This window comes from Streptomyces sp. NBC_00620 (assembly GCF_026341825.1).
Classification (GTDB): domain Bacteria; phylum Actinomycetota; class Actinomycetes; order Streptomycetales; family Streptomycetaceae; genus Streptomyces.
Window position 1 is genome coordinate 1678705 of sequence record NZ_JAPENY010000002.1, and the last position, 18865, is coordinate 1697569.

The window sequence follows — 18865 nt, forward strand, 5'->3', positions numbered from 1 at the left end:
GTCGCCGGTACGCGAACAGGGTGCCGCCGAGACTCCGGGGCGGGCGTACGGTCGAGACGTGAGCAGCGAGGACATTCCGGAGCCGGTGGAGGCGCGGCCGTGGCGCCGGGAGAACGGGCCGCCGGAACCGGTGGTGTGGTTGTGGCCGGAGGGCGACCGGCCGACGCTGCTGGTGTGGTCGGCGGGGGAGTGGCGGAACGCTCCGGTCATGGCGGAGCAGGACTGGCCGGACGGCTCGGTCTACTTTCAGGTGAGCGTCGACCTGCGCGGGGACTCGCAAGCCACGGTCCGCCTGTACCGGTGGCCGCAGTCCGGCCTGCGGGCGGGTCAGAAGAGCGGCTCACAGCCATCGAGGAGCGTCGACGTGCGACGGCAGGGGAGCATGCCCCATCGGGGGCCCCGACGGGCGTAGGCGGGGCCGTCAGGGCGTTCGGTTAGATCTGTCCGCGGAACAGGATGTCCAGCTCGTCGTCGAGTTCGACGAGGTCCTCGTGCCACGTGAACAGGACGTTGGCCCGGAACCGTTCGAGGTCCGCAATCGCTGCGGCGACGCCGGAGACATGCACACGAACCCGCCAGTGCGGAGGATGCTCGGGGCCCTGGGCGCTGTCCATGCTCCGAGCATCCCGGATGGCGGACGGCTACAGGTAGGTGACCTGCAGCTCGGCGCCGCGGAGACCGCCGTTCAGCGGGATGCCGGTCAGCAGGATGCGGACGGGGCGGCCGTCGATCTCGACTTCGCGGACGGAGCCGATCGGGGCGGAGCTTTCGAACTCGATGACGCGCTTGGGGTCGAACAGCGTGCTGGGGTTGGTCACCAGGTAGGTGTGGACGGGGTTCGCGGTCATGGCCTCGGCCTCTCGTGCCAGGGGCGCCCCGGTGGGCTGCCCTCACCCCTTGTCGAGGCCTCAGCCCGCAGCGGACAGGAACGGGTGCCCGGATCGATCACACAACATTGATGTGATCCTCGTCACGCACCCCGAGCTCGTGGGCTCGCCAGGCACGCATCTCGTCATCTCCGCAGAGACGAGCGGGGGTTGCCACATATTCGCAGGTCAACAGGCCTGCGAAGCCGCGACGACGAAGTGATGCGCCCATCGCCCAAACAACGACGCCCAGCGTCGGCGTTCCCGCAGATCAACCCTCGCGCGGACAGGCGTCGGAGGGCTCCTATCGATGCGTCTCCGTCGGTTCGCCAGTCGACGCTTCAGCACGGAACTCGGCCGGAACTCGGGGGTCCTGACCTGCTGTTCACTGTGTTCACGGGGTCGAAAGACCGTCAGGACGGAATGAGGCCGCTCCCTGCCAGGAGCGGCCCCACGTGACTCCGTGCATCGCAGAGACATTCGAACGACACCAATCGGAGGTACCCCCATCGTGCCAGCACCATTCAAGATCGCCGAGCCGGAGGATCGCGACTGGATCCGGATCCGGAAGACGTCGAAGGCCGCGGCCGGGGTCTTCGGCCTCGCCATGGTCGAGGCGGCGCACCTGGCCGATCTCGTCCCCGGCGGGCCGGCCGCGGGCGTCGCGCTCGCCCTGGCCGCGGGTGGCCTCCTCGTGAAGGAGTGCGTCTACCGGAGCCGTTGACCCATCGGCGGGGGCACCCCGGGATCCTGGGGCGCCCCCGCCTTGCGGCGGACGCGGAGCCGAGACCGTACGGCTCAGGCGACCGTCGCGACGTCGTCCCGGCGGAGGGGCACGGCGCCGTCGGCGTGCTTGAGGGCCTGCCGAGCGGTGACGAGATCGGCACCCCCGACACCCTTCAACGTGCACAGCCCCCAGTGCCGGTGCCCCTGTACGGCCCAGGCCGCCTTGCGCAGCTCCTGGAGCAGCCGGTCGAACTCGGCGGCGTCGTCGGCCTGCCAGCCGCTCGTCGCTGGGCGTCCGGGGCGCTCCCGTCCCCGCTCGTCCTCGTCCGGCCAGCCGGGGTCCGACTCGCGGGACCACGGGAGCGCGGCTTGATGGGCCTGGAGCGCCGCGTACAGCTCGGCAAGCTTGAGCTGTGCGGCGAGGAGGTCACTGGGGAAGTCGAGGGGATCGAACGGGGCGTCGGCGGGCGGAGCCTGCTCGGTGCTGTCGTCCTTCGGTGCGGGGGCCGGGGTGGGGGTGCTCATCCTTCGGAGCCTAGTTCGACCCTCCGACAGTGCTCCGCTTCCGGCTCGGCCTCGTCCCTCATCGTGGCGTCCGCGCGCTTGAGTGCGGCGGACACTGCTTCGCCGGGTGGGACCGGCACGTGCACGGTGACGGACGGGTTGAGGCGTTCCACGACGGCCGCGGCGAGCCCCTGGCGCAGGCTCCGTTCGTAGTCGGCGCGGAGCCGCGGATCACTGGAGATGCGCTGCCACACCGCGCGGTCTACGTCTTGCTGGACCGTGACGGTCTCGCCGTTCACGGTGACCGTGGCGGCCAGGATGACGGACGGTCCGAACGCGTTGAAGGCCGCGCCGCGCACGGGGCGGAAGGGGCTGGGGTCGCTCATGCCCGGGGGAACGGCGGGCGGCCGTGGGCTGTTACAGGGGCCCGGGAACGGCCGCCGCCCGGCTCCGCGGGTGCGGGCCGGGCGTCGTGGTGGTCAGCTCGCCAGGTCGTAATCGTCTGGTGAGCTGAGCATGTCGTCGATGTCGTAGAGCTGGACGAGGTAGTCGCGCACCAGGGCCTCCCCGAGCATGCCCAGGACGCCGGACAGGACGATTGCGGCCATGACGGGGGCGACGACGTCAGCGGCCTGCTGGAAGGCGCTCGTACGGCTTCCCTGCCACGGGTACGAGCGGCGGAACCCGACGAGTAGTCCGGCCTCCGACTCGGTGAGGCGCAGGCCGTCGCTCTCGCGCTTCCAGGTGCGGGACTTGCCGGTGAGGCACCAGGACGGGCCGTCAGCGGAGAAGGTGTTCCCGCCCTTGGCGCGGCCGGTCTTAGGGTCGATGGGCCGGTTGCCGCGAGTGTTGATCCGCTCTCCGGGCTGCCAGCCGAGGGCGCGCGCCATGGTCGTGGTGGGCAGCGGGCGGACGCGGCGGGTCACGGTCGGCGTGTAGTCCCGGGTGGCGATCATGTACACGCGCTTGCGGCGGGAGGGGAGCCCGTAGTCGGCGGCCTCCAGGATGTCGTGGCTGGTGTGGTACCACTCGGCGCACTGGAACTCGATCGCGAGGTCGCCGATGATCTCCTCCGGGAGGTTGGAGGACTGTTCCATGGCCATCCAGCGGATCGGCGCACCGGCGGCCTGCAGGGCGATGGGCCAGATCACGACTTCGAGCATCAGCGCGATGCGGGGGTCGCTCACATCGGCGGCCATCTCGCGGACCTCGTCCCAGGTGGCGCCGGACCGCGGGGCGAAGTGGGCCTGACAGCCTTCGCCGATCGCGCACGGGCAGTTCCCATCCTCGTCGTAGTCGTCCTCGTCGTGGAAGTCGAAGATCTCTTCGACGGGGAGGAACCCGGCGGCTTCCCCGACGTAGGAGATGGCGTCGGACAGGATCTCAAGGTTGCGGGCGTCCAGGCCGGACAGCTTCCCGGCGGGGGAGAAGGCGGGGCACGGGGGACTGATGATGACCGCCACGGTGTGGCGCAGCGCGATGTGCTCGGGGTCGAGGGTGGTGATGTCGGCGCAGATGCGGCGGTGACCGGCCTTGCGGGCGGTGGCGCAGGCGTCGGGGGAGATGTCGACGCCGCACGAGTCGACGGCCACGCCGAGGACGGTGGCGATTCCCTCGGACCAGCCGCCGGGACCGGCGAACAGCTCCACGACGCGGATGGGGTCGCCCGGCAGCGGGGCGAGCAGCCACTCGGCGGGCCACGGGTTCGCGGCCGCTTCGAGGACGGCGTAGACCTTGGGCGGTATCGGCAGACCGGCCTTGCGGGCGAGGGTGGCGACGTGAACGGCGGTGGCGACCGCGGGGGGCAGGATCCTCATCTGGTGTTCCTTCGTTCGGGGCTGGTCGGCGGTTGCTCTCCACCAACACTCCAAACAGTACAGCGGAGGAAATCACATGTCTTCCGAACAGCGAAAACACTCAACTGGTTTCCTCGGCTGTCTCATTCGCAGGCAGCGCTGCGCCCGGCCCCACGTGTAGGCGGGGCCGGGCGCAGCGTCGGAACCTACGCAGTGAACGTGTCGCACTCGACGAACTGGTGCTCGGCGTGCGGGAACCGGCACAGCGCGCAGTACGCCCCCGGGGCCGCCGTACGGCTCTTGCATCCCTCGTCCTTGCACACCGGGCACTCATCAGCCTGCGAGCCCACGCCGGCCTCGGCCGTCAGCCCCTCCCACGCCTGTTCGGCGTGCCACCGGATCGCCTTCTCCGCGCAGCACTCGGAGCGCCAGCACACGCACCGGTAGCAGTCCTGGCAGTTCTGGCGGCGGTCGCAGCCACACCGGCAGTCCCGCTCACGACATTCCGGCTTGTGGTCGACCGGGTTGAGCACCGCGGCGAGTAGCGGCAGGACGGCGTCCAGCATCGCGACCGCGCGGCGGCCCGCGTCCTCGCCGTCCAGCAGGCTCCGGTTGTCCGCGTGCATCCGGTACAGGGCGCGCCCGATCGCCGTGGGCGAGTGCCGCGGGCACCCCTCCGTGCCGGGCTTCACCTCGGCGCGGCACGTCCGGCAGAAGAGCCCGAGGAACGAGTGGGGGGCCACTCCCTCCAGCCGGGCCCAGTTGTCGAGGAGCACGCCGTTCGCGTCCAGGGTGGTCCTCAGCAGCGGGCGGATGCGGTCCAGTTCACCGAGGACGTCCCGCAGCGCCTGGTGCTCGCCCTCAGGCGCGGCGGCAAGCGTCGCGCGGATGCTGTCGAGCCGTGCATCGGGAAGCGGGTCACGGCCGGGGATGCGGGACATGGGCATGGGAGTTCTCCAGATAGGTGGTGCTGCGCCCGCGCGGCGGGCGCAGCACCGGGAATGTGAACGGTGGAGGGTTCTTCTGCGGTCAGGGCCGGGTGTGGCCGGGGGGAACGGCGCCGGTCTGTGCGGCCACGCGCTGCTCGTACTGGGCGCGCAGTGCCCTCACTTCGGCGACGGGGTCGACGTCCGGCTCCGGCGCGTCCAGGCCACCAGCGGACTCCAGCCGCGCGGGCGCCTCGACCTGGATGTCCTCGACGGTGACGCCGTCGACACCGAACCCGATGGCCAGATCTCTGCCGTACAGGGCGTCCACCTGCCGGTCGGCGTCCTCCAGGGACGAGGCGGTGACGGTGAGCAGCCCGGTGAGCGCCACCCGGTAGACGTACTCGATGCCCGGCGCCCCCTGGGGTGCCGTCTCCTCGGCGTCCTCGGGCTCAAGCGGGATGCCCACGGGCATGCGCTCCGCTTCAGCCTCGCCGTCCCGCATCACCTCGTCGGGGAGGAACTTGAGAACGCCGTGCGCGTCGATGTGCCGGAGCAGCTCCAGGACGGCGCCCGGGTCGCTGGGGTCCTCGTCGCCCCATAGGGCGGCGATGTCGGCCGGGACCGGCTGCGGGAAGCGGCCGATCTCCCACCAGTGGCTCGGGAACTGGAACACGGTCTCGCCCTGGGCATCGCGCACGGAGTCATAGCGCAGCTCGTCGTCGCTGCCTCGGTACAGGACCAGGTGGGCGCCGGTGGGGTACTGGACGCGCAGCGTCGCGGCGACCAGCGACAGCATCGCGCGGGCAGCGTCGCGCGCCTGCGCCTCAGCGTTGTCGAGGGCGGCAAGCGGGACCAGGAGATCAGTAGTCACGGCTCTGGTGTCCTTCCAGGGGTACGAGCGGGTATCAGCGGGCGAGGTGCGGGGCGAGGGAGACCAGGAAGTCGACGCCGACGCCGTGGAGGTCGACGGAGGCCGGGGCGCTGTCATGTGCCCGTGCGGCGGAGTCGAAGGCGGGGGCGAAGCACCCGTACGGGCCGGGCCGGTTGCCGAACGCGAGCCCGTCCGTGTCGGTCTGCTCGACATCCCCGTACCGGGCCAGGAACGCGGCCATGCGGCGCTGGAGGCGTCCACGGACGAGGGGGACTTCCGGCCTCGCGGGGGCGGCCTCCGGCATGAAGTGGGTGATGGCCCGCTCCAGGGCGCGCACGGGGCCCTCGATCTGCACGTCGCATGCGGGGTTGGTGCCGTGCAGGGTCACCGAGTAGCGCAGCCCGGACGGGGCACCCCACGCGAGGGTCGACGTGTTCACGAGCAGGCCGACCCGGTTGTACGTGGCCAGTCCCTGGAGGCGTACGGCGTGCCCGATCTCGTTGAGCAGCTCCAGCCGCCCCATGACGCGAGGCCCACCGTGGGCGCGCCGGGCGGCCTCGTCGTCGACGACGGGCAGCACCAGGCGCAGCACGTCGCGGGCGATCGGCTCGGGCGCCATGCGCTCGATGCGAAGGTCCGGCTCGTACGGCTCACGGTCGGGGAGCTGCCACCCGATCTCGGTGCGCCACGTGTGCGCGACGACGATCAGGGCGCGGCCGTCCTGCACCAGGCGGGCGGCGGGCTTCGCCGACCACCACGCGCCGTACGGTTCGACGGTCCAGGGCGAGCCGGCCCGCTCGGGCAGCAGGTCAGCGACGCGCGCGGCGAGCGTGACCGCGCGACTCGCGGCGGGGGCGGTGACGGTGGCGTTCATGGTCGGGCCTTCCAGGGGAGGGCGCCGCGCCCCGGGCGTGGCGGGGCGCGGCGCTGCGGGGCGGGGGTCAGATCAGGTGGGCGGTGGCGGCGAGCGCCAGATCGATGCCGATCGGGCCGACCTCGGCGCACACCCGGGTCGTGTCGTCGGCGCGGTCGCCGAACTCGGCGCGGGAGGGAAGCGCAATCCAGCCGTGCGGCTCTCGGTAGCCGCCGAACTCGACCTCGTCGGCGTCGACCGGGCGGAGCTGCGGGAAACGGTCCGTCAGATGCCGTGAGAAGGGGCTTCCGGCGTCCGTGGAGGTGTGGCCATCCAGCGGGGGCAGCAGGACCGGCAGAACCCCGTACAGGCCGTACGCGGGGCCCTCGTAGGTGAGGTGGAAGTTCCCGACCAACCCGTACGACCACAGGCCCCATACGGCGCCGCTGGCGGCCGTCCACGTCAGGCCGGGGCCGTCCGCCCGTTCAACCTTCTCGGGGTGCGTGCCGTGGTCGATCAGGTGGAACCCGACCTCTGTCAGGGCGGCGCCCTTGTCGTGGAAGACCTGCTGCCACCCCTTGGCGCCGATGGTCGCTTTGGTGGCTTCGGCGTCGAGCATCGGCAGGACGGAACGCAGGATGCGGGTGGCGAGCACAGCGACGGAGACCGGGTCGGTTGCGTCGGCCACGGCGTTCGGGGTGACGGGGAACAGGTTGGGGCGGTCGGCGTAGACCTCGATCCGGCCAGCCTGCTCCACGACGATCAGGGCGCGGCGGCCGTCGGTGAGGCGGGACGTGGGGGCGTTCCGGATGCCGTACGGGGCGGGGCCGACGGTCCACGGCTTGCCCCGGCGGGCGGGCAGGAGTTCGGCGAGCGGGGCGGCGGTGGTCGCGTGGGCGACTGCGGGCAGGGTCACGGCGGGGCTCCTTACTTCGGGTTCCGGCGCGGTGCTCTCCGGCCGGGGTATGGGGTCATGCAGGCGGTGCTTGCGTCACGCCATGGGGTGCCGCGCCCCGGGGCGGCTCGTACGTCCAGGCCCCGGGGCGCGACGGCTCTACAGGTCGCCGGGGTCGGCGATCGTCCGGCGGGCAAGGCGGACGCTGGAGCGGCGGAGCGCAGCGAGGGACTGGTCACGGAGCGCGCGGCGGTGCGCGGCTTCGGCGTCCCGCTCGGCCTGGAGGCGGGCGCCCTCGGCGCGCATGGCGTCGATGCGGTCCTGCCACGCGCGGACGGCGTCGTCGAGGGTGTCGCCCTCGGACACGTCCCACAGGGCGGAGCTGGCGCGCAGCTCCTGGAGGCGGGTGCGGGTGAACGGCATCGCGTGGTCGAGGAGCGGGCCGTCGTCGGTCCAGATCGACACGACCAGCCACAGGCGGGAGAGGTCGATGTCGGCGGGGAGTTGCGGGCAGTCGAACGCGCGGTGGTGCCGGATGGTGATGGTGCCGTGGGCGGCGGTGCAGCCGGACGCGGGAATGCCGGGGCCGGACTCGGAGCCGCCGCACGCCGAGGTGGGGCACATGCAGCCGACGGGCTGTCCGCCGAGGGCGGCGAGGTGGGTGTGTATCGCAAGGAGGTTGACGCTCATGCCTGCTCCCCCTCCGTGTCGCGGCCGGTGACGGCGCGGATGGCGGCGGCGGATCGAGCGGCCAGGGCGTCCAGGCCCTCAGCGGCCGATGCGTCCTCCAGAAAGACGCCGTCGTCGTACTCGTCGACGCCATCCGGCAGCTCCGGAGTCTCGGGGAACTCGTCGACGACCAGCTCGTCGTAGGCGATGCACAGGTCGCCCTCGTCGTCCACGAGGAAGGTGAAGGAGGCCCTGAAGGGGCCGGAGACGCTGCCGGTCGTGCCCCAGTGGCCGGACTCAGCGGTCCAGCCGGCGCCGAGGAGCCGGGCGGTGGCGCGGGCGATGTCGGAGATGCTGAACGGGTACTCCTCGCCGGGGGCGGGGACGTAGTGGCCCTTCTCGTCGTACTGCGGGGGCTCGGGAGCGATGGCATTCATCAGGCGTGTTCCTTCGATTTGGGGTCCGGCGTTGCTCTCGCCGGGTAGTGGGCCGGGCGGGCGCGGCTTGCGTCGCGTCCCGCCCGGCGGGGCGGTGCTGTCAGGCGGTGAAGGTCTCGCGGACCACGGCGTCGCGGATGACGGCGGCGATGGCCTCGCCCCACACGGCCATCTCGTCCGGGTTGCTCGGCGCGCCCTCGGGGAGCTTCTCGGGGCGGATCCAGTGCCGGTCCGTGAACACCACAGCGCCGTCGCGGTCCTCAAAGCAGAGGTCGCCTTCGTGGTCGACGAACAGGCGCAGGGACACACGGGCATCGAGGGTGAAGACCAGGCCCCACGCTCCGAGGAACCCGGACTCGGCGCCCCAGCCGGGCCCGAGGGCGCGGGCCGCCGCGCGGGCGTAGTCGGACAGGACGTAGCTGTATTCGCTGCCTGGGGCGGGGTCGTACGGGGCGGGGACGTTCTCGGCGCTCATGGCGCGCTCCTTCGGTTCGGGGGTATCCGGCGTTGCTCTCGCCGGGTAGTGGGCCGGGCGGGACGGGCTTGCGTCCCGCCCGGCAGGCGGGGTGTCAGCGCTGGTTGCAGGGGCGGGCGTTGTCGACGCGGACGTCATCGGCGAGGCGCATGCGCTTGCGCCAGATGGTGAAGACCTCGCGCAGCCAGTCGTCGGTGCGCTCCCGCTGGTGCTCGCCGTCGTCGTGCAGCAGGTGCAGCGCGTGCACGAGGTCGGCTTCCTGCTTTTCGTACCGGGCGGAGACTGGGCCCAGCGGGTTGGGGAACGGCAGCGGCCGGTCGACGAGCGGCACGAGGACGTACTCGCCGAGTTCGGCGGGGATCCGGGCGGCGGGGTGCTCCACGGCGATCTGCTCGGCGCGGAACAGTGCCTCGGTGGCCTCGGTGGGTAGTTCCTCGTAGGCGCCGGGCGGCTGGGCGTCGAGGAGCCGGGCGGCGGTCTCCAGGTACGCGGCCATGAAGTTGAGGTAGGGCAGGGTCTCCGGCGGGGCGAAGCGGTCGCGGGCGATCTCGGCGACGACGCGGGCGCGCTGGGCGGCCTGGCGGTACGGGTCAACGAACGGCGTGGCGGTCATGGTGTCTCCGGTCTCCGGTGCGCGATGGGCCGGGGCGCGGCGAGGGGATGCCGCGCCCCGGCGGTCTAGGGGTGGCTCAGGCGGCGGCGAGGAGCACGGCGCGGACGGCCTTGTATTCCGGCTTGCGCGGCTTGTACTGCCGGGCGATCTCGGCGACCTGGGCGCGGGTGTACCGGTAGGCGGTGATCGTGTGGCGCTTGGTGCCGCTGAAGGTGCGGCGGATGCGGGCGCGGCGGCCCTTGACGCCCTTCTTCTTCGCCACGGTGCGCAGGGCGTCGGCGGCGCCTTCGACGGTGGCGCGGTCGGCGCCGGTGGCGAGTACGTGGGTGACCAGGGAGCGGGGGCCGGTGCGGACACGGCGGGCGGCCTGGGCGATGGAGCGGCGCTCGGCGGAGGCGGCGCGGTTGGCGCGGGCCAGGTTGCGGAGCTTGGCGGCGGCGCGGCGGGCGGAGACAGAAGCCATCGGGTTTTCCTTCGTTCGGGCGGTGTTGGCGGTTGCTCTCCACCAACAAGAGAAACAGTACAGCACAGGGAACATCGATGGGGGAGAAGTGCACAGAAAAATCAAGCAAGTCCTGGCGCCTACAAGGCGAAAGCCCGCCCCACCCACAACGGGCCGAGCGGGCGGAATTCCCCTTGCTGTTCCGTTGTTTGCGCCTAGAACAGGGTGTCGCCCTGGGTGGTGGGCGTGGCGGCCGGCCCACGGGTGCGGGTGGCGCGGCGGGAGATTGGCGCGCCTCCGAACAGGGCGTCCGTTCCGTTCGCGTGGGTGACGGCGAGCACGGGCCGGGTGACGACGTCGGCGTCCACCAGGGCGAGCGGCTCGCCCGTGCCGAACTCGGTGTCGAAGTCAGCGGGGCGCATGCCCGCCCAGTCGCGGCCCGCCATCTCGCTCATTCGCCCTCCCTCGTCTCTCCAGTCGCGAGCCGCTCCCGGAGCTGCTCCCTGCATTCCCCGCATCCGCACGCGGCGATCAGGGCCGTCATCTTGTCGTCGCGGAGCGCGCCGAGCGCGTCCCCGATCAGCACCAGGGCGGCATGCCGGTACGCGGTGCGCATCGGGTTGTGGTCCGCGATCAGCTCCGCGAGGCTCTCCGAGGCGTCGATCAGCTCCGAGTAGAAGTCCTGCGCGGGCTGTGGCATCCGGAACAGGGCCTCGAAGGTGAACGGTTCGCCGTTGGTGGGGGCGGTGGCGAGCAGATCATTTACGTGGTCCCTCAGGGCTTCCAGTCTCCGCAGGAACACCCTGTCGGCGTTCCTCTTCTGGTAGGCGTGGCGCCATGCCTGAAGTGCAGCCGTGCAGTCCGGCGGAGCGCTGGGGTCGGTGGCAGTGGTCACGGGGTCTCTCCTGTCTCGGGGGCGGGGCGGCGGGGTCGGGGCGCGGGCCGCGCCCCGTCGGGGAGCTGTCGGCTACGGGGCGGCAGTCTGGGAGCTCCCCGACGGCGTGGCGGGGTCGGGGAGCCCGTGGGCGGGAACGACGACAAGGAGTTCGTCCGCGTTGTTGAGCTGGCACACCGGGTCCAGCCCCAGGTCCCCGCGCGGCCAGACCGTGAGCGCGACCGGGGCGGTGAGGTAGGTGTGCGGGGTCGTGCGGTGCTGGCGGCACAGCTCGCACGGGCACGCGGGGTCGACGGGGCGCGGCCGGGCGGCGTACGGGATGCAGCCGTACGGCAGGTAGCTGACTCCGGCGTCGTGGCCCGGGTCGTGTCCGTAGACCTCGCCAAGCACCACGTCCCCGCGCTGGACGCGGTCGGCGCGGACGATGCGCACGGCGGCCGGGTCGAAGTCGTACGGGTGGGCGCTGGCGGGGCGGGTGCTCAGGCGTACCGGGCGCGCGGTCGGGTCGAGGTCGAAGAACACGGGCACTGGAAGTCCTTTCGAGGCGCGAGCGAGGGGCGCGGCGGCGGGAAGCCGTCAGTTGCGGGAGCGGTTGGCGGGGAGTTTGCCGACGGCCGTAGCGATGCCGAGGCGCCACCACTGGGCGCGCTCGCCGCCCCACTCGGCGCGCACGAACTCCGGCACGTCGAAGCCGAGGTGCGTAGCCGGTGCGCCCGGGTGCGGGTCGACCTGCTCCGGCGCCGGCTGCGGCACGGGCGCGGTGATGGCGGCCACGGCCTCCGAGGTGAAGACCCCCGGTCCCCACTCGTAGTCGGGCCCGGGGCCGGTCAGCTTCCAGAGGGCGTCTCCGCCGTGCTGGAGGGTGTAGCGCAGCTCCCACGTGACGCCCTGATGGGTGATTTCGTACGTGAGGCGGGTCCCGGTCTTGATGGTGCCGTCGAATGGGACGTTGACGGCGGCCAGGGCGGCGCGGAGCTGCTCGGTGTACTTGGCGGGGATGGCGCGGGGCAGGACGGACACGGGGGGCCTCTCTCGGCAGTGCAGGGGCCGGGGCGCGGGCGAGGCGCCCCGGCGGGAAGCGGACGGGGCGGTCAGCCGTGCGGGTGGATCTCGCGGTACTCGGCGTCCAGGGCTTCCAGCGCGGCCGTGAACTCCGGGGTACCGGGCGCCTCTTCGAGGTCGCGCAGCTGGGCGCGGCCGTCGGGGTTGGTCGCCTTCGAGCCGTCGGGGTTCGTCCAGGCATACGCCGGGCGGCTCGCTACCGTCACGCAGAGCGCGGTGTCGTCTCCCGCGTTGGCGCACTCGTCGGGGAGCCCGTCGACGGTGCACACGCCGGACGGGGTGCAGTCGACGGGGAGCGCGACCGGCTTGTCCGTGCCGCATACGCGGTTGCCCATCGTGCGGCAGTCCCAGCCGGATTCGTCCTCGTCGACGATGCCGTCGCGGTTGTCGTCGCCGGGCGCGGTGACCGTGACGCCGGCCGTGGGGCGGGGCGTGGCGGAGGTGGGGGAGGCGGAGGGGCCGAGAGCCGCAGCGGCGCCGAGGAAGGCGGTGGCGAGTCCGGCGGCGAGGATCGCGGCCGGACGGGGGCGACGGGTCAGAGAGCGCGGCAGGCGCATGGGGGTGTTCCTTCGTTCGGGGTGTGCCCGGGGTTGCTCTCCCCGGACCGCCGTTTGGCGTGGGGCAGAACGTACCCGCCCCGAACGAAAAAGTACAGCAAGGAAAATGCCCTATTGGCTCGATGCGGCACCGACCAGCCATTTTCAGGGGTATTTCGAGATCACCTCTTGCCATTGATTCCCCTTGCTGTACTATTCTTGTTGGCGGTTCACCCCGCCGCCCCGGAGAGCAACCGGGGCCCCGCCCGAAGCGAAGGAACCCTCTAGTGGCCGTCACCCTCGACAAAGCCCCGAAGCTCCTGTTCTTCCTGGCCATCGTCACCAACCCCGGCACCGGCACCACGCAGGTTCACCGCCTCACTCTCACCCCCGGTGACCTGACGTACGACGACCTGGTCATCGAGATGCACGCGGAGAAGGACGCCATCGAGGGCGCCGAACTGATCTGCGTCATCGCCGGTGACCGCTCCGAGGGCTACGCCGAAGCACGCAAGGGCGAGACCAGCAACGAACTGTTCGGCCAGTGGCTCGACCAAGAACGCCTCGCCTCCGGCCTGTAAGCCCTCTCGACCGCACCGCCCGCCACCCCCGGCGGGGGGTGCGCCCCGCCCCTGAGCCGGCCCACGACCGGAACGGGCGCAGGGCGCACCGCCCCACCCCGTCCCGGAGAGCAACCGGGACCCCCGAAGCGAAGGAACACCGCCATGGCCACTGCCACCACCGCGCCGACCCTCACCACGGCCGACGTCACCGTCACCACCGACCACGCGGGCCGCGTGTACGCCGTCATCCCCGACGATGTCGCCCGCCCCCTGGCCGTCGCCGCGAAGGAGGGCATCGACCCCGAGGCGCGCGGCACCTTCTTCGAGTCCCGGCGCCACCCGGCGGACTCCTGGGCGGCCGCCACGGTCCGAACTGTCTTCACCGCTCTACTCGACGCTCTGTCCGAAACGCCGGACGTCATTGCGGGCCTCGGCCTCTACCGCAGGTCCGACGGCGGCACCTTCTACGGCTTCATCGTCGGCACGAGCGCATGGGGCGCGGAAGCCCGCTGGTGGCTCGACTACGGCCAGCACGACGACCTGATCGTCCGGGGTGCCGCATCCATCGAGCACGCGACCCGGGGCACCATCGCGGGCACCTGCACCTTCTGACAGCCGCCCCCGCCCCATGTCGCGCATGACACGCCCGCGCGCGATGGGACCGTCCAGGAAGTCCAGAAAGCGCGTCTGTCTGCCTCTGGCAGGGCGACGCAAGCCCTACCCGCCCGGCCCACTTCCGGCGAGAGCAACGCCGGATACCCGAACTGAAGGAGCACCCCCGTGGCTACTGCCTCCCAGGCCCCCAGCACTGGCATCCCGAACGCCGACGAGATCCTCACCCTCGCACGCGCCTTTGGGCTGACCGTCACCGTGGACTCGGCCTCGAATGGCACGCAGGCCAGTCACGTAGTCCGCATCACCATCCCGGTTCCCGTCGCCTACGCCGGTACCGAGCTGGGCCGCGCCATCGCTGCCGACTTCGTGGCCATGCTGTGGACCAAGGGCACTCACAAAGGCGCTCGTGGCCGCATGGGCGACGCCACCGCCTGGAGCGCGGTCGGCGACCGCAAGCTGCGCACCCTGCGCGCGGTCGTCGCCCGTGTCGAGACCATCGGCCATGACTCCAACCGCTACGCCCGGGATGCCGCCCCCCTCCCGGAGGACGTCGTCGACGCCCCGCACGCCCTCTACATCGACGGAGAGCTGAGGCGCGAGGGCGTCTCCGCCGCGCGCGTCCGCCGCATCGTCAAGATCCGGCGCTTCCGGGGCTGGATCGTCCACCAGGACGACCAGGGCGCCATCTGCAGCGACAACCGCCGGTACGCCCCCATGGCACAGCCGGCCGTTACCGAGCCCCAGGCGATCGACTTGAAGGGGCCCGCCATTGCCGCCTGGTCTTCGAAGCGCGTCAAGGTCAGTGATCTGGAGGTCGGCGACGAGTTCGTGACGCGCTGCAAGTGGACCGTCCTCGCGATCGACGGAGGTACGTTCACCGCCGTGAGCAACGAGGGCCAGGAGGTCACGCAGACCGTGCCCGAGGACACGATGGTTCTGCGGACCCGTCGCGCGCTGGACAAGCTCCAGGATCAGCCGCCGGTCGACGAGCGCAAGCACGTCCGCATCGTCAACGGCGGCACCCCCGAGATCATCGACACCCGCGACGCGCTCGCCGAGATGAACATTGCCCAGATGGAGGGCAAGCGCGACGTCCGCACGATGTCCTCCAGCCGCTCGACCGCCCACATCGTCTACAAGGACCCCGCGCGCGGCACGGTGGAGCTGCGCCCCGCCACGACCGAGGACCTCGCCCCTGCCGCCCGCCCGGCCGCTAAGGTCCTCGCCGCCGACCCGATCCCCGCCGGGTCCTCCGTCGTCGATGGCATGCCCGGCCGCGAGATCACCCGCGAGGAGCTGCGCATACCCCGGAGCGTCCTCGCCCACGACGCGTACGTCGTGCAGCTCCGGGACTCCGGCGGGTGGATCCTGCCCAACCACGACGACACGGCCGACATCACGCGTGGCGGCGTCGCAATGGTGCTGCGCCGCATGCTCGACAACGCCCCCGGCCGCGCCCGCACCACGCTGGACACCGACGGCACCGTCTACGTGTCCAACGGTCGCCAGGCAGCCCGGTACATCCCCGTGGAGCGGTTCGCCCGCTACAGGCCCGGGACGTGCCCGGGGTGCCACACCTCGTACGCGGAGAACGGAGACGGCCCGTGCGCCGGTGGCCGTTCCGTCCCCATCCGCGACTACGGCCAGGAGGCGGCCGAGCTGCTCGGCGAGGGTGAGCGCTGGGTGAAGCACTTCCGCGTGTTCGGCGAGGAGCCCAAGACCACGCCCGTGGACCGCGCGGCGGCGCTGGACCTGATCGTGATGGTGCTGCGCGGCGAGTGGACGGTGTACCGCGCCGACGAGGGCGGCGTGAACCTGGAGTCGACGACGGGTGAGTCGGGGTACTGGCTGGAGCCGCTCGACGAGGAGCAGCGCGCGGCCGAGGCCGCCCGCATCCGCACCGAGGCCGCCCGCGAGGCGTACGCGCACGGTGTCCGCCTTGAGGCGCAGCAGCTCGCTACCAACCAGGTGATCGAGGAGCGGGCCCGCAAGTCGCTCGCCGCCATCCTCGCCCCGGAAGCCGCAGAGGGGAAGGCCGGGTTCGTCTTCCATACCAACCACCTGGCCGTACGCCTCCGTAGCGTCACCTCCGACGGCAACGACTTTCCGCCCCTCACCGAATCACTCCGGCTCCGCCTCGAGTTCTGCGGATGGTTCGCCGAGCCCGCCCAGGGCCACGGCCTGCGGCTCGCCCCTCCCGCCGAGCAGGCCATGGAGATCGTCCAGGAGGGCCAGCGCCGCAGCGTGGCCGCCGCGCACGCCCAGGCGCTCGCCGAGCACGCCCAGCGCTGACCCGTCCGGCGCCGCCCACCAGGACCGGTGGGCGGCGATCGGTAGGTGGTGGCCGCGATGGTCCGCGCGTACGAGCGGGCGCCGTCGTCGGTGCCTGCTGCTCCGCCGGCCGCCGCCTCCCCTGGCAGCTCCCCGCCCCCGCCCCCGCCCTACCGTGTCGAAGGATCTCCCGTGTCTGCTGCTGCCCTGTTCGACCTACCCAAGTCCGAGGCCCTCGCCGTCGTCTCGCGCCCGTCCGGGGTCACGGTCCTGTCGTACGGGCTGGGCGCGGACAGTACGGCGATTCTGTTGATGTTCCTCGCCGACCCGGAGCGGTACGGGCTCCGGCCGGACCTGTCGGATTTGGTGATCGTGCACGCGGTCACGGGGGACGAGTGGCCGGACTCTCTGGACTACGTCGACCGCCTGGTGCTCGCGCTGCTCCGTGCCGCCCGGGTACGCCTGGTGCAGATCGCCCGGGGCGGGCCGGAGGACGCCGACGGGGTGGTGGTCCTCGACGACTCCCGGGCGCCGCGCCGGATCCACGCTCAGGGCCCGTGGCGTCTGTCGGACGAGCTGCGCGCGGCCGGGACCGTTCCGCAGATGGCGCGGGGCAAGCGCACGTGGTGTGTTAACTGCACCAGTGCCTCTGTTCATGAGGCGAGTTGATGCACACAGTGGGAGAAGTTCCTGTTGTTAGACCTGCGCCACCAGCTGATCGAGGGCCGGACCGATGTGCCCCGCGTCGGATCAGTGATCAAGCTGGAAACCATCCCCTGGTACGCCGTTGCCGACGCTGACGGAGCGGTTGTCGCTCCCGTCGTCTCGTACCTGCGAGACCTGGTCCTGGACGACAATCGACCGCCGACCGGTGAACGCCATCACCTCTCAGGCATGGCGAGCGGCGCGGCCAGCGGAATGCCGGAGTGTCGTGGTCTACTGATAGGGATGCGCACTTCCGCATCAATAGGCAGATACCGGAGGTTAGTTCATGGCTTCCATAGTGGAGACCCTGACTATCGCTGCCACGTCGGGCGCGTTCCTTGCCGGAGCTGCATCCCGGTATGTCGCGTTCCGAATCACGCGTCGCGAGGCTGCCCGGGGTCGGCAGCGAAGGGTCGTCGTCCAGCTGGCTCGCAGTTTGCGATCTGGGGAGGCCCCGCGAGACATGGGCGAACTCGGGGGGTCGGGCCGATGAAGCCGAGCCAGCGAGATCAAGACCTTCGGGACATCTATCAGCTCGTGCTGCAGCGGACAGACCTGGACGGCCCTGGCAAGGCCGCGCTGCTTGAGGCATGGAACGCTCGCGAGCAGCGTGAGCACGAACGGAAACAGCGGGAAGATGAGCGGAAGCAACAGCGCTTCGAGACTGTGATGGGCTTCCTCGCGCTGATCGCGTTGCTCCTGGCCACCGTTTGGCTGGCCCAAGGTGGACATGCCTGGGTCGCAGTCGCACTCATCCCCCCGATGGTCGTGGTGGTTGCTAAGTTCCTCGGTCGGCCTGTCACCGCGTCGGAGGCGAGCCTGATCGGCTCGGGGGTCAGTGGCGCTTTCCGCGGCCTGCGGCAGGCCTTGAACGTTGCGGCACCGCCGCCTGCATCACCAGCTGGTCCGCTGCCGACCGGCGGCCCGGCTGGTCCGCCAGTGCCATAAGGACAGCGCGAAGGCCGGGACGGAGCTCGCTCCGTCCCGGCCTTCGTCATGTCATCGGCGATCTCTGCTACTTCAGGCGCACAAAACCTCGAAGATCTCCTTGACTTGGTGCAGAGAAGCTCGATCAAGTTCAAAGGCTGGTGCCTGGACCAGTGGGCGGCCGCGGAGTTCGGTACGTCGTCGTTCCGCCGGGTGATCGGCTACCACGCCGGCGAGATGGGCCGGGCGAACGAGGACTCCCGTATTCAGCGGGAGTTGAACGCTGCGGCGGGCCGGACGATCTGCGAGCCGTACTACCCGCTCATCCACGCGCGTATGGAGCGCGCCGCGGTGGAGGCGTACGTTCTCGGGCGGCTCGGCGAACGGATCCGTAAGTCGTACTGCGCACGGTGTGTTTTCAGCGGTGTGTGCGCCTCCCGGGATGCCCACGCGGAGCGGCTGAGAGCGCACCCGTACGTTGCGGCGGACGTGCTGCGCATGGAGTACGTGTCGCAGGCCCTGAACGAGCGTCAGGCGCTCTACGGGGAAGCGTCCCTCCGGAGCCGCCTCACCCTGGACGGCAGGAACACGGCCGTACTCGAAGCGTTCACCGCGTCGCTTGAGCAGGCACCTCACGCGGTGTACGAGGTGCGGCGGATCTACTTCGCGGCCCGGACGGAGGAGTGCCGCCAGTGGCACGGCAGCAACTGCCGGGCGGCGCGCTGGTGGTGCCGTCAGCCCCGTACGGACCACTGCGTCGAGGCGCACCCTGCGAGCCGGTTCGGGCCCTGGTGCTCCGGCTACGACGAGTGCCGTGGGGTAACGGCGAAGGGGCAGGCGTGGCGGTCGGTGCGCACCGTGTACGAGGGGTCGCGGGCGGAGGCCGAGGCGTACGTGTGGGCCATGGCCGCCGAGCACGGCATGCGGCTTGAGGAGGGCGAGCACTCTGGAATCGAGCGGGCCCACTACCTGACCGAGGGCGACGGGTACCCGACGGCGTCCGTGTACCTGGTGGCCGCGCCGGCGGGGGTGCACGACAAGCAGCGCAAGCACTTTGAGCAGCGGTTCACGCAGCTCACGGGCCGGGACGGGACAGCCGGTACGCCCATGCGGGAGCTGCCGGAGCCGAAGCCGAGGCGCCTTACCGGGGCGCGCCGCTCATCCTGCGGGCGAAGACCATCGGGGGAATCACCCTGATCGCGTGACGCACAGACC

The 18865-nt window shown here is 71.5% G+C and carries 27 protein-coding genes; 8 read left to right on the forward strand and 19 right to left on the reverse strand.

The window, feature by feature from the left end; genetic code table 11:
- Positions 1-58: 58 nt before the first annotated feature.
- Positions 59-412 carry a hypothetical protein gene (locus OG246_RS26825; protein WP_266468878.1) on the forward strand — a complete coding sequence of 118 codons (354 nt, stop codon included), beginning with the start codon at positions 59-61 and terminating at the stop codon, positions 410-412.
- Positions 413-434: 22 nt separating this feature from the next.
- Here OG246_RS26825 and OG246_RS26830 read toward each other — a convergent pair whose 3' ends face one another.
- Complete coding sequence (locus tag OG246_RS26830) at positions 435-614, reverse strand: hypothetical protein (protein ID WP_266468881.1); 180 nt, start codon at positions 612-614, stop codon at positions 435-437.
- Positions 615-641: 27 nt separating this feature from the next.
- Entirely contained in the window at positions 642-848 is a 207-nt protein-coding gene (locus OG246_RS26835) for a hypothetical protein (protein ID WP_266468884.1), read from the reverse strand.
- A 529-nt stretch (positions 849-1377) separates the two neighbouring features.
- Here OG246_RS26835 and OG246_RS26840 point away from each other — a divergent pair.
- Positions 1378-1590: a hypothetical protein gene (locus OG246_RS26840; protein WP_266468887.1), complete on the forward strand. Its 213-nt coding sequence runs from the start codon at positions 1378-1380 to the stop codon at positions 1588-1590.
- Between the two features lie 74 nt (positions 1591-1664).
- On the opposite strand, the gene OG246_RS26845 is transcribed toward OG246_RS26840, so the two are convergent.
- The 17 genes from OG246_RS26845 to OG246_RS26925 all read right to left on the reverse strand — a co-directional run bounded on the left by OG246_RS26845 (position 1665) and on the right by OG246_RS26925 (position 12590).
- Entirely contained in the window at positions 1665-2117 is a 453-nt protein-coding gene (locus tag OG246_RS26845) for a hypothetical protein (protein ID WP_266468890.1), read from the reverse strand.
- Positions 2114-2482 (reverse strand): hypothetical protein, encoded by a 369-nt coding sequence (locus OG246_RS26850; protein ID WP_266468893.1) that lies wholly within the window; start codon positions 2480-2482, stop codon positions 2114-2116. Before OG246_RS26850 ends, OG246_RS26845 begins: the two co-directional genes overlap by 4 nt.
- Positions 2483-2575: 93 nt before the next feature.
- The gene (locus OG246_RS26855) at positions 2576-3913 is read right to left on the reverse strand and encodes a DNA cytosine methyltransferase (RefSeq protein ID WP_266468896.1); all 1338 of its coding nucleotides are present in this window, start codon (positions 3911-3913) and stop codon (positions 2576-2578) included.
- 185 nt (positions 3914-4098) lie between these two features.
- Positions 4099-4839, reverse strand: coding sequence for a hypothetical protein (locus OG246_RS26860; RefSeq protein WP_266468899.1), 741 nt, complete (start codon positions 4837-4839; stop codon positions 4099-4101).
- An 82-nt stretch (positions 4840-4921) separates the two neighbouring features.
- Entirely contained in the window at positions 4922-5692 is a 771-nt protein-coding gene (locus OG246_RS26865) for a hypothetical protein (RefSeq protein ID WP_266468902.1), read from the reverse strand.
- A gap of 34 nt (positions 5693-5726) precedes the next feature.
- A complete protein-coding gene (locus OG246_RS26870) occupies positions 5727-6566 on the reverse strand; it encodes a hypothetical protein (RefSeq protein WP_266468905.1) in 840 nt (279 codons plus the stop codon).
- A 67-nt stretch (positions 6567-6633) separates the two neighbouring features.
- Positions 6634-7461 carry a hypothetical protein gene (locus tag OG246_RS26875; RefSeq protein WP_266468908.1) on the reverse strand — a complete coding sequence of 276 codons (828 nt, stop codon included), beginning with the start codon at positions 7459-7461 and terminating at the stop codon, positions 6634-6636.
- 138 nt (positions 7462-7599) lie between these two features.
- A complete protein-coding gene (locus OG246_RS26880; RefSeq protein ID WP_266468911.1) occupies positions 7600-8130 on the reverse strand; it encodes a hypothetical protein in 531 nt (176 codons plus the stop codon).
- Positions 8127-8546 carry a hypothetical protein gene (locus tag OG246_RS26885; protein WP_266468914.1) on the reverse strand — a complete coding sequence of 140 codons (420 nt, stop codon included), beginning with the start codon at positions 8544-8546 and terminating at the stop codon, positions 8127-8129. Before OG246_RS26885 ends, OG246_RS26880 begins: the two co-directional genes overlap by 4 nt.
- Positions 8547-8646: 100 nt before the next feature.
- Positions 8647-9021, reverse strand: coding sequence for a hypothetical protein (locus tag OG246_RS26890; RefSeq protein ID WP_266468917.1), 375 nt, complete (start codon positions 9019-9021; stop codon positions 8647-8649).
- Positions 9022-9115: 94 nt separating this feature from the next.
- Positions 9116-9634: a hypothetical protein gene (locus tag OG246_RS26895; protein ID WP_266468922.1), complete on the reverse strand. Its 519-nt coding sequence runs from the start codon at positions 9632-9634 to the stop codon at positions 9116-9118.
- A gap of 76 nt (positions 9635-9710) precedes the next feature.
- A complete protein-coding gene (locus OG246_RS26900) occupies positions 9711-10097 on the reverse strand; it encodes a hypothetical protein (RefSeq protein WP_266468925.1) in 387 nt (128 codons plus the stop codon).
- 194 nt (positions 10098-10291) lie between these two features.
- Positions 10292-10531 (reverse strand): hypothetical protein, encoded by a 240-nt coding sequence (locus OG246_RS26905; RefSeq protein WP_266468928.1) that lies wholly within the window; start codon positions 10529-10531, stop codon positions 10292-10294.
- Complete coding sequence (locus tag OG246_RS26910; RefSeq protein ID WP_266468931.1) at positions 10528-10971, reverse strand: hypothetical protein; 444 nt, start codon at positions 10969-10971, stop codon at positions 10528-10530. Before OG246_RS26910 ends, OG246_RS26905 begins: the two co-directional genes overlap by 4 nt.
- Positions 10972-11043: 72 nt before the next feature.
- Positions 11044-11499: a hypothetical protein gene (locus OG246_RS26915; protein WP_266468933.1), complete on the reverse strand. Its 456-nt coding sequence runs from the start codon at positions 11497-11499 to the stop codon at positions 11044-11046.
- A gap of 48 nt (positions 11500-11547) precedes the next feature.
- On the reverse strand, positions 11548-11991 hold the full coding sequence (locus OG246_RS26920; protein ID WP_266468936.1) for a hypothetical protein: 444 nt from the start codon (positions 11989-11991) through the stop codon (positions 11548-11550).
- A gap of 71 nt (positions 11992-12062) precedes the next feature.
- Positions 12063-12590, reverse strand: coding sequence for a hypothetical protein (locus OG246_RS26925; RefSeq protein WP_266468939.1), 528 nt, complete (start codon positions 12588-12590; stop codon positions 12063-12065).
- Between the two features lie 266 nt (positions 12591-12856).
- On the opposite strand from OG246_RS26925, the gene OG246_RS26930 reads away from it, so the two are divergent.
- The 6 genes from OG246_RS26930 to OG246_RS26955 all read left to right on the forward strand — a co-directional run bounded on the left by OG246_RS26930 (position 12857) and on the right by OG246_RS26955 (position 18847).
- Positions 12857-13150: a hypothetical protein gene (locus tag OG246_RS26930; protein WP_266468942.1), complete on the forward strand. Its 294-nt coding sequence runs from the start codon at positions 12857-12859 to the stop codon at positions 13148-13150.
- 144 nt (positions 13151-13294) lie between these two features.
- Complete coding sequence (locus OG246_RS26935; RefSeq protein WP_266468947.1) at positions 13295-13744, forward strand: hypothetical protein; 450 nt, start codon at positions 13295-13297, stop codon at positions 13742-13744.
- 168 nt (positions 13745-13912) lie between these two features.
- On the forward strand, positions 13913-16039 hold the full coding sequence (locus OG246_RS26940) for a hypothetical protein (protein ID WP_266468950.1): 2127 nt from the start codon (positions 13913-13915) through the stop codon (positions 16037-16039).
- A 171-nt stretch (positions 16040-16210) separates the two neighbouring features.
- Positions 16211-16687 (forward strand): hypothetical protein, encoded by a 477-nt coding sequence (locus tag OG246_RS26945; protein WP_266468953.1) that lies wholly within the window; start codon positions 16211-16213, stop codon positions 16685-16687.
- A 525-nt stretch (positions 16688-17212) separates the two neighbouring features.
- Positions 17213-17671: a hypothetical protein gene (locus OG246_RS26950; protein WP_266468956.1), complete on the forward strand. Its 459-nt coding sequence runs from the start codon at positions 17213-17215 to the stop codon at positions 17669-17671.
- Positions 17672-17779: 108 nt separating this feature from the next.
- Positions 17780-18847, forward strand: a complete 1068-nt coding sequence (locus tag OG246_RS26955) for a hypothetical protein (protein ID WP_266468958.1) — start codon at positions 17780-17782, stop codon at positions 18845-18847.
- Positions 18848-18865: the final 18 nt, after the last annotated feature.